Annotated in this window: 6 protein-coding genes; 3 read left to right on the top strand and 3 right to left on the bottom strand. The window is 56.0% G+C overall.

Annotated elements, in window-relative coordinates; all coding sequences use genetic code 11:
* Nucleotides 1-423: 423 nt before the first annotated feature.
* The 3 genes from MOV80_RS06055 to MOV80_RS06045 form a co-directional block, all read right to left on the bottom strand.
* A complete protein-coding gene (locus tag MOV80_RS06055; protein WP_249604927.1) occupies nucleotides 424-2235 on the bottom strand; it encodes an ATP-binding protein in 1812 nt (603 codons plus the stop codon).
* Complete coding sequence (locus MOV80_RS06050; RefSeq protein ID WP_249604926.1) at nucleotides 2232-3530, bottom strand: dsDNA nuclease domain-containing protein; 1299 nt, start codon at nucleotides 3528-3530, stop codon at nucleotides 2232-2234. Before MOV80_RS06050 ends, MOV80_RS06055 begins: the two co-directional genes overlap by 4 nt.
* A gap of 570 nt (nucleotides 3531-4100) precedes the next feature.
* Nucleotides 4101-4622 carry a hypothetical protein gene (locus tag MOV80_RS06045; RefSeq protein WP_249604925.1) on the bottom strand — a complete coding sequence of 174 codons (522 nt, stop codon included), beginning with the start codon at nucleotides 4620-4622 and terminating at the stop codon, nucleotides 4101-4103.
* Between the two features lie 265 nt (nucleotides 4623-4887).
* On the opposite strand from MOV80_RS06045, the gene MOV80_RS06040 reads away from it, so the two are divergent.
* Genes MOV80_RS06040 through MOV80_RS06030 form a run of 3 tightly spaced genes read left to right on the top strand, consistent with a single transcriptional unit; the run spans nucleotide 4888 to nucleotide 10117 of the window.
* Nucleotides 4888-7743: a type VI secretion system Vgr family protein gene (locus tag MOV80_RS06040; RefSeq protein WP_249604924.1), complete on the top strand. Its 2856-nt coding sequence runs from the start codon at nucleotides 4888-4890 to the stop codon at nucleotides 7741-7743.
* Nucleotides 7743-8921, top strand: coding sequence for a VRR-NUC domain-containing protein (locus MOV80_RS06035; RefSeq protein ID WP_107800902.1), 1179 nt, complete (start codon nucleotides 7743-7745; stop codon nucleotides 8919-8921). The genes MOV80_RS06040 and MOV80_RS06035 overlap by 1 nt, the downstream gene beginning before the upstream one ends.
* Nucleotides 8922-8935: 14 nt before the next feature.
* Nucleotides 8936-10117 carry a type VI immunity family protein gene (locus MOV80_RS06030; RefSeq protein WP_249604923.1) on the top strand — a complete coding sequence of 394 codons (1182 nt, stop codon included), beginning with the start codon at nucleotides 8936-8938 and terminating at the stop codon, nucleotides 10115-10117.
* Nucleotides 10118-10162: the final 45 nt, after the last annotated feature.

Below are 10162 nucleotides of genomic sequence, written 5' to 3'. Positions count from 1 at the left end.
GGACTTCCCAGATCAGTATTTTTCACATCCTGATCTGCCCCCACGAGCCATATCAGGTTCTTGCGCATCTCAAAACCAAGCCATCTCAAACGAAAAGAGGCCCTACCGGGCCTCTTTGTTTAACGCTGCTCGTGACGAACCATCATGTCGTCGTGACAGGCTTTATTCCTTCTGATCACTAGTGTAGGCGGTAAATAGAAGCGTTGGCGCCCAAAGCCACAAAGAACTAACGTACTGAAATTCAATAAAATTTTTCACAAAACCAACACTTCATACTTGTGAAAGAACCCCACCTTTCAGGCTTTTTCGCTCTTGGGAAATAAAAGCGTTGGTTTTGGCGTCTGCTGGCGTAAGGAAATCAGCCCCCGAGGTCACTAAGTTATATCCTACCCACAGCCTTCGAGAGTAACGACGAATACTTAGTTACTCTTCGTCTTCATCCTCAACATCAGTGTCAGTGTCAGTGTCATCTTCGTTTGTACTGCTATCTTCTTCTGTTGCTGCAGTACGCTCCCGCTCAATATGGATTGCTTCCTGCATGGCTTGTACTTGTGGCGCAAGTATCTCCAGGCTCTCACGGTAGTCTGACTCGCGCAACACCTTACGCTTGTCGTCGAAGTAGATGATGTGACACTGGTCACGCCCCAGCCAGCTGTCTGGAACAGACTCATTCGCAACAAAAATTTGATGAGCTGTCGAATGGCCGTAGATTGCATTCAAGAGTTTCGCTGTATTTTTATCATCAAGACCTTGCTGACGCGGAGTGTCAACGATGAAAGGAAAGCGAGGTCCGGAGCCATATTGGGCATTGATTTCAAGCAGCGCCAAGTGCATAGCCAAGTAAATGCGCGGGCCAGAGCTCCCTGATGCCATCGCGGGACGGGAACCAATTTTGATGCCTTTAATTTCCGCAGCGGCAATGCCCAAGCGGTCTGCATGAGCCTTGATTGTTTCTTTAAATGATTTCCGAACTTCCTTTAAACGAATGTTGTCGGTCAAAGTGGAGAGCTCGTCTTGCAGTTCCTGCTTATTTTCGTCGAGCTCATCGATTCTTTCTTTCAAGTCTCGACGAGCCTTGTTATAGGCGAGCGCAATGGTATCCAGGCTTTTTGCGATGACAATATCCGCAACGCTACCTTCCTCTTTGTGGCGCTCCATCACCGACCGCAACTGCTCCATCTGGGTAGCAACATTCTTTAATTGAACTCGAAGCTTTGCTTCACGGTTGCGCAGTTTGTCCAATTGGTCTCGCACTTTCAGTACGAGGTGATGCGCATCCTTTGCGTCCGATGCAAGGTCTAGCCTCGCGCGGAATGTCACTCCGTGCTCTTGGCCGCAGGTAGGGCAGGCCAACTTGCCGTCATCGGGTACCTTCGCTAGGTAGACTAAATCAGCGACAAGGTCTTGCTCCGCGCGCGTAACCATCTGCAATTCCGCAGTGCGCTCTTGAAGTTGCTGGGTCACATCGAAAAGCTCAGTACGAACCTTGTCTTCTTCCCTTCCGAGCTCAGTGACCTTCGAGGACATTTCCCGCAACTCTTGAGCGAAAAGCGCCTCATCCAGCTTGGCATCTGTAGTAGGAAGCATCGCCTTTACCTCTTCGTAGGCTTTTGCTTGCACCTTTGCTTGCGCATGAGCCTCTTTCAGCTGATACGCCAGTTCATCACGGGTAAGTTGTGCTTCGAAATATCGCTGCGGCCGCAAACCTGCAAACGACTCAAAAACTGGTATTTCCCAGCGAGCGAACTGAGTCAGTCGCTTGAAGTTATTCCATTTCCTGCTCCAACCACCTTCTTGGTCAATGTAGAAGGGGAGCAAAGCATATTCAGGACCAGCAAGAGCAAATGTTCCCTCTTGATGCCGCTGTAACTTTAAATGGAATGCAAATCTATCTGCAAAAAAACTTGCCCAAGTTGAAGCGTTCTCCGTACTAATCAACAGAGTGCCATTAGCATCAAACGCGGCACGCTGATGGTTTCCTCGGCGCAGAAACGTGTATCGAGTGCCATCAATACTTAGGTCAACGCTCGCAACAATGTTTGAATCCCAGTTGCCAGCATCTCTCGCCGTCGGCTCGCAACCTAACGCCCAAACAAGATGCTTGAGAATGCGAGATTTGCCTGTCTCGTTCTCACCCGCGAGTAGGTTGTGGGTCGAGCTGAACGATATTTTCCTCGCGCTCTCGTCCCTTTCGGACAGAAGCCAAAGCGTGTGATAGACGACGGTTCGCTTCATTCTTTGTCCTCAGGTTGCGAATCAGTCGGAATAGGTGGTAGTTGCTGTATAGGGTTTGCATTTTGAATAATCATGGACATGAGGCAATAAAGGTACTCACGCGTGTACATGTGAGTGTCGTGAAGGGCTAATTTTTTAAAGTCATCGTACCAAGTCGCTAAGAGGTCAACTACCTTCTGGAACTCCGCATATTCGTCGGAGTTCTTTTCGTATAGCGCCTTCAAGTGCGCAGCCACCATCGGAGCAGGGCCGGTACGATTTGTAATTTCGATACATGCACGTGATACCTCCCGCTTCATTTTGCTGACCAAGATGATGGACACCAGTTCAGCGTTCAACCGCGCGATAATTTCTTGAACCAGCTCCTCTGTGGAGATACGAGCATCATTCGCTGCGACCAAGTATTTATCAATGTCACTACGAGTAACTGCACGGTCCAAAAGCTCCTGGAAATTTTTGGCAAAACGCGTTTTCCCCGCGCGCATATGAACATAGGAAGCAATCACGAGCACAGCAAGCATCGTTGCCGCGCCGCTCAACTTCAATTCGTTACCTATCTGCAGCTCAGCAAGCTCGCCTGCGACATGCTTGTGTGGGTCATTAACCGGGCATTCGCTGACAAGCAACCCAAAGTCTGACAAATCTATTGCTTCATTTGTCGTCAACTTAAGCTGACTTCTCAGTGCTGCCTCAATGTTCTCGCGCTCCTTGTCGTCTAGGCTCGTCAATTCACAGCTAGAGAGCATAACCACTTTGCCTCCAGGGGCTGGAACCTCGAACTTCGCATTGGATGCGAACTCTAGTCGCGACTGCGACAACTCTTCGAAACGCCGGCGATGTGCATAGAGTTTGGCCAGGATGGAAGGTTTTGGCTCTTTGGGCTTGGTTTTTCGAGGCTTCTTTGCGGAATTCCCACTAGGAGTAACTGCTAGAGAAGTTATTGAGACCACAGAGGTAGCATCGTTTGCGGCAAGTACCTCCTCCCCCTTCCCAGGCTCAATGAGATGTTTTAATTTCCAATGGGTGGCCGTTTCATGTTTTTTCAACTGTACAAAGCGCACTTTCGATGGGGCTTTTGAAGAGTTGAGTACGGCGATGTCCTGCTGCCACTCTAGAACTACGGCGTAGTCCTCACCGGTCTTATAGGCCTTCAAGGCCTCAAGTACTGCGTGCCAGACTTGGAAGTTGAAGCCGCGCGACGCATGTTGACCGCCGGTTTCATCCCCTTGAAAATCACGGAACAGGTCTGAAATTACCTGTTGTAGCGGCGGCTCTTCTGGTGTGCCTATCATCATAGGGTCATCGGTACAGTTATCGCTTTGTATTGAATTGGAGTGCATTTTATGCCATATGCCAATTCTCTTACCCCCTGTGCCACTTGTCGAGACCTTTCCCAAAATCCTTAAGGGATGGAATTGCGTCCTCTAACTCGAATCCCCGGTAGTTTGCATAATGGAGCGTTATGTTCAACGTACCGGTTTCGTCTTGTCTCCGGGCGGACGGCGTGACTTGCTGGCACGTTGACGCAGCGTGGGGGACGGGTCATCGTCAGCGGACTGATGGTCGGAATGGGAGCCAGCGTCTGGAACCAGCTGTGGGGAAGGGCATCCCCGGCATACAGGCTGCTGCTGGCGAAGAGGTGACTAGACGCAGGCACACGCCACACCGGTTTGGCAGATTGACACACCTAATCCGACACTATTCCGACAAAAAACGGGCCATCCGATAGGTTGCCAGGATTTCACCGGTGAATCGAGCCGGAATCCGGCCTGAGGTGGTGTGGACTGTGTATGACTGTCTGAGTCGCAGCAGCGGCGCCGGTCGCTGGGGATGCTGAATAGAGAATGCCTTTGCTACGGTCTGTGTCAGCGTTTTGCTTCACTTGGTGCGAGGCAAGCCAGCATCAGTTGCAGTACGCTCGGATTTCCCTTGGCCAACCGCTCCACCTCGACTAAGTAACCAAAACGTTGATGCAGTGCCAGTGCGATGGCGCATGAACGCGAAAATCCACCTTCGCAATGCACTACTAATGAATGAACGTCGCCTGGCAAGCCATTCACGAAGTCGAGGATTTGGGCGGCTTGAGCAGGCGTGAATGCATCTGGCGTTTTTTGCTGGGCCTTCTTGGAGAGCAAAGGGTTCAGGAAGTCCACATCCGCGAAGCTCAGGCGGAGCAAGTATGCGAAGCCGTCAACAGCGGCAATCGGTCGCTCTGGCGCGGTGATGGAAATCATGGCCACCGTCTGCAATCGGGGCAATTTTTCTGCTTCAGGGCGAGATAAGGCGAATACCTGACGCCGCCCATCCGTCGGTGGGTGGTACAGCTTATCGACTACCGCTTTCAAACGTCCCACAGCCCACCCCATCGTATATTTACGTGCGCTCAACAACATCTATCGTCAGACCGAATGATAGCGTGCTCTGGGGCGGGGATGGCGGACGATAGCCTTCGTGCCCTAGGAGAGAAAGCCTGTTGCATTTTTCACCTGTCTAAAAGGATGGATTTGGGACGGCAAGCCAGGTCGCGCCGATGTATGCCTTGTTGGGTCGGCGAGGGAAACTTAAAATATTACCGCCATCTAAATTACGTAGCGTCACGACCGTCACCCTCCTCGCGGAGGGTGTTTCTAATTCTGCTTCCAGGATTTGTCGATGGACCTCAGTTCCCTGCTTGCCAGTTTTGCCTCCGCGTTCGACCAGAGCCAACGCCTGCTCTCCCTGCAATTGGGCGACGGACATATCGCGAGCCAGCAGTTGTTGCCTCAGTTGCTGGAGGGCGAGGAAGGGGTCTCGCAGGGCTATCGTTATCAGTTGACCTGCCTGTCACCGGACGTCGGCATCGAACTCAAAATCCTACTTGGCTTGCCGGCGCGCATCGGTATCGTCGGCGCAGATGGGGTGGAGACGGTGCGCTGCGGTGTGGTGAGCCAGGCTCAGCAGTTGGGCGCCGATGGCGGCTTCGCGCAGTATGGCCTGACGATTGAGTCCCCGTTTAGCTTGCTGCGGCTGCGGCGAACGTCTCGCGTGTTCCAGGACCTGTCCGTGCCGGACATCGTGCAGCAGATTTTTGCCGAACATCAGGTCGCCAATCCGGTGTTCGCCCGTGTCCAGGCCTTGGCCTTCGAGACCGCCAGCCTCCCGCCCCGCAGCTACTGCCTGCAATACAAAGAAAGTGATTTTGACTTCATCGTTCGCCTGCTGCACGAGGAAGGCTTGGCATGGCGCTTCGCCCATTTGGAGGACGAGGGTCCCAAGGTCCAGCTGGTGGTGTTTGATGACGCGCACAACCTGCCGCAGGCCGCGGTAGCGCGCGTGCGCTTCCATCGCGCCGACGCGACCGAGCAGGAAGACGGCCTGACGGGATGGGAAACACAACGGCAGGTGGTGGCCGGCCAAACGGCGTTGGCCAGTTTCGATTATCAACCGGTCACCACGCAACATGCCGCGCAGACGAGCCTGCTACAGCAAGGGCAAGGCGGTATGGCGCTGCAATCCAGCTTGCAGCATTACGATGCGCCAGGACTGTATTACGCCAGCGATAGCGAACAACTGGGACGCTATGCCCAGTTGCGGCAGCAGGCCCAGGACCTGCAGGCCAAGCAATTCTCTGGCAGCGGCGCGGTACGCGGTCTCTTTGCTGGCGAATGGTTCCGGCTGGATGACCACCCCGCGCACGCGGCCGATGCCCCTGAAAAGCGCGAATTCGTTGTCACCCGGCAAACGTTTCGCGCCCAGAACAACCTGCCGGCAGACTTGACTCAGCAGCTGCAGATGGCGGCGCCGCGGCTCAAGCTGGCCCCCGAGTCTGCCAACCCGTCTCCATTCCAGACCACCTTCCAGGCGCAACGCCGCGGGATTCCGCTGACGCCGCTGTACGCGAATACTGCGCATGCCAAGCCGACCAGCCTGGGGAAGCAGACCGCCACGGTGGTGGGGCCGGCGGGCGAAGAGGTCTACACCGACGCGCAGGGCCGCATCAAGGTGCAGATGCATTGGCAGCGTCGCGAAGAACACCCCACTATTGGCGCCGGCATGGATGAGCATTCCTCGTGCTGGCTGCGTGTTGCCATGCCTTCTGCCGGTGCCGGCTTTGGTCACCAGTTTATTCCCCGTATCGGTCAGGAAGTGCTGGTCGACTTCATCGAAGGCGACATCGACCGTCCCCTCATCACCGGCGTGCTGTACAACGGCAGCCATCCGACGCCTAGCTTCAGCGGCGCCGGCGCGCTCCCCGCCAACAAGACCCTGTCCGGCATCAAGTCGCAGGAACACCACGGTGGCCAGTACAACGAATTATTGTTCGACGACACGCCAGGCGAAGTGCGCGCCAAGCTTAGCAGCGAACCCGGCAAGACGCAGCTCAATCAAGGCTACCTCACCCATCCGCGCAGCAGTGGCAAAGCGCAACCGCGCGGCGAGGGTTTCGAGCTGCGCACCGACCAGCATGGTGCCATCCGCGCCGCCCATGGCCTGCTGCTGAGCACCGAGGCGCAGAACGGCGCCGGCGGCAAACAACTGGCGCGCGAACATGCCAGCAGTCAGCTGCAGTCGGCGCTGGCCCTCAGCCAGGTGCTGGCGGAAACCGCGGAAGCCCAGCTGGCGGAGGCGATGGAGACCGGGCCCGAGGAAATCACAGCCGACAACGCCAAAGGTCGTAAACGCCCTGAAGGCCATCTGCAGTACCAGGTCGACGCCCTGAAAGCCTGGGAGGCCGGGACCAATACCGACCCGGACGGCAAGACAGCGACGGCTGACCAAGCTGGCCAGCAGCCATTACTCGTGCTGTCGGCGCCAGCCGGCATTGCGAGCGTCACCGAACAAAGCCAGACCCTGGCTGCCGGCACCAATCTGGACCTGGTGGCACAGCGGGATATGAACCAGACCACGGGTCGACGCTGGCTCGCGAATGTGGGCAAACACATCAGCCTGTTCGTCAGCGGCGTAGCAAACCAGGCCGCGATGAAACTGATTGCCGCCAAAGGCAAAGTCCAGGTGCAGGCCCAAGCGGGCGAAATCGAGCTGACGGCCGACAAGGACGTGACCATCACCTCGTGCAAGGACCGCGTCACCATCGCCGCGCAAGAGGAAATCCTGCTGACCTGCGATGGCGGCTATATCCGGTTGGCCGGAGGCAATATCGAGGTGCATTGCCCCGGCACCGTCAGCGTCAAGGGCGCCAGCCATGCGCTAAGCGGCCCGGCGAGTGTATCGATGCCGATGCCGACGATGCCCAAGGGCTATCAGCGCAGCTATATCCTGCAAGACGAGCAAACCGGCGAACCGCTGGTTGGTAAGGCGTACCGGCTCAAGCTGACGAATGGTCGCACACTGCCGGGTTACACAGACTGGCAGGGAAAGACGAGTGCCGCCTTCACACCGAATGCCCAGCCGGTCGAGCTCGAGGCGCCCAAGCCACCGGTCGAACAGGACTACACCCTGTACGGCTATGGCACTGGCCAGGCGCAGCGCGGCTTGCAGTTGAAGGATAACGACGGAGAGGACGCCTGATGGCCAAGTACCAACCAGCCGGTAGCACGATGACCATCGTGGAAGAGCGCCCCGAGTACGCCAAACTGCCCCATCCGGCCAATAAGCCCTACCTGACCGAGAAGGCCGACAAGGCGATTCTGGCACCCAAGGCGGTAGAGGTGACCAGCAAGAAAACCGGCCGCCGCTATAACCTCAATATGCGGCAAATCACCATGTCTACGCTGATTCGCCTGGATGAGTATGGGCATGGCTTCAAATGGTTCTACAAAGCCGAGGTGAGCTTCGACATGAAGCGGAACCCCCCGATTCCCTTTCTCAGCTCTAGCTTGCGCGCGGAAGGGAGCAATCGACGGCATACCGTCAACCCGTTTCCCAAAGGGTTATCGAAAGGCTATTTGCGGCGCCCTGACCTGATTATTGTGAAGGATAAGGAAACGCGCTGGCCTGGCCGTGCAGCTGCGGACCATGATGGCGTACCGCATGGTGATAATTTGGCTCGAGTAGTGGAGATTAAATTTCCAGGCGACTATTTGGAGTGGCGGCAAGAACAGGCCTACCAAGATATTTCTGGGGGACCAATTCGGTTCACCGTGCTGGATGTGCGTGACCGCCGCAAGGAAAAGGAATCGACGCAACCAGCTAAAGCGCCAGTATTTAGTTCGCAGTCACAAACCCAATCCAAGTCACAAAGCCAGCGCGTACCGGCGCCTATCTATAGCCCAGTGCCTGTCTCAACCCCCGGCTACATCCAAGACTGGGGTACACAGTTACAACGCGAGCTGCATGAGATGTGGGCCGGTGCCAAGAAAGGCATGGAGGGCCTGGCGAAAGATACCCGCGACTGGCTGGCACAAGAGGCCGCTTGGCTGTTAGAGTCGGGCCGCTGGGTGCGCGACCAGGCCGGTCACGCCTGGACCTGGGTCAACGAGCAAGGCCGCGTGCTGGCGAGTTGGACCGAGGAGCAGTTGAAGGCGGCGTGGGCCAAGATTGAACGCTACTGCGACATCGCCTGGAGCGAGATTAGCCAGATTGAGTGGGGGCAGATTGTGCTCAATGTCAGCAAGGTGGTGGTCGGCATTGCACTGGTGGTGGCGGCCGCTGTGGTGATGGTACTTGCCCTGCCGGCTGAGCTGGTGGCCGGCTTCCTCGCCTGCGTGGGGATTCTCGGTGGTGCCACGATGGCGACCACGGCATAGATTAGGATTGAGAAATGGAACAAACATCGCTACCGCGGCAGCTGCAACGACTGCAGCAATACCAGGGTGACTTGACGGGGACCATGGGTACCGACGACACGGTGGTCATTCGTCCTGGCTTGATTGCTACCTTCTTCTACGAGGGTGGCAGCACGGTGGCCGTACGTCACAAAATCGTCGAGTGCTTCGATTACTTTTATGAGCTGTTTGGCACCCAGTTGAAAGGCAAGTTTTTCTCAGGCGAAAAGTTTGGCCAAATGACGACGGCCATTTACCAACGGTGCCGGACGAAAGCCCTGAAGCTCGTCGACCCGGATGATGCGCTGGAGTGGCTCATTACCTCGGAAAAAACTAAGGACTACGCACCCAGCTACCAAATGGGGTGCCTGACCATTCAACGTGTGCACGAGGAGTGGGGAAGGAAGTCTTTCCTGAAGTTCGCTTTACCCGCCGAGATACTCCTTTCTGCCAATGGCCGTGAGCAATATCAACTCCTGGTGGCGTTTATTGCCAACAAATTGAATCCGGTTCACGGCTACGGTGGTTTCTCACCGATTCTCCCCGCAGACTATCACCAGTACATGCCGTACGAGTACGAGCTGGCCCAGCGTTTCATCGGTCTAGACGTAGATACTCGGGCATTTGTGGCGGGGGCGTTTGAGTTGCAACACCACATCAAGGGCGCCAACTGGCTCACCGTATTGGGAGATGGCTTCGTGCAGCAACTTGGCGGAGAGAGCGCTATCCGTGCGCAACTCGCAGCCTGGCCGGAGATTACCTTCAGCCACTACGCCGGCGGCTTGATGATTCAGGCCGGCGAGTATCCTGACCTTGGCGCACCGGAAGACGGTGCCCCCATCCCCTATGTAGCGGTCAACCGGGTCGTGAAGCCGGTGCGGACCACCGAGCCGGGCTCACTGCACTACTACCTGCCACAGCAGAATGGCTTTGATGAAGCGGAGTCCGGTAGCTGGTATGCACGCTTCGATAACATTCCGCTGCCCAAGCCGGAGCCTACTACGGAGCAAGCTGCACCAGGTGGGCGGTGTGAGGGTGGTCAACCGTGCCCACAGAGCGGCTTCTGGTGGACACCGGCCAAGAAAGGCGCCGAGCGCCATTTCGAACAAGGTGAAGTCATGCCTGATTTCCCGAGCTCAAAGTATGGTGACACGATTTGGTATTTGGACACTGTTTAAGACCATTACGGTGTCATGATGTCGCTGGTGCACCAGCACACTGCA

Origin of the sequence: Chromobacterium sp. IRSSSOUMB001 (assembly GCF_023507765.1) — a bacterium.
Taxonomy (GTDB): Bacteria; Pseudomonadota; Gammaproteobacteria; order Burkholderiales; family Chromobacteriaceae; genus Chromobacterium; species Chromobacterium haemolyticum.
Note: the sequence above shows the minus strand (reverse complement) of the source record. Positions and strands in the feature narration are given on the sequence as shown.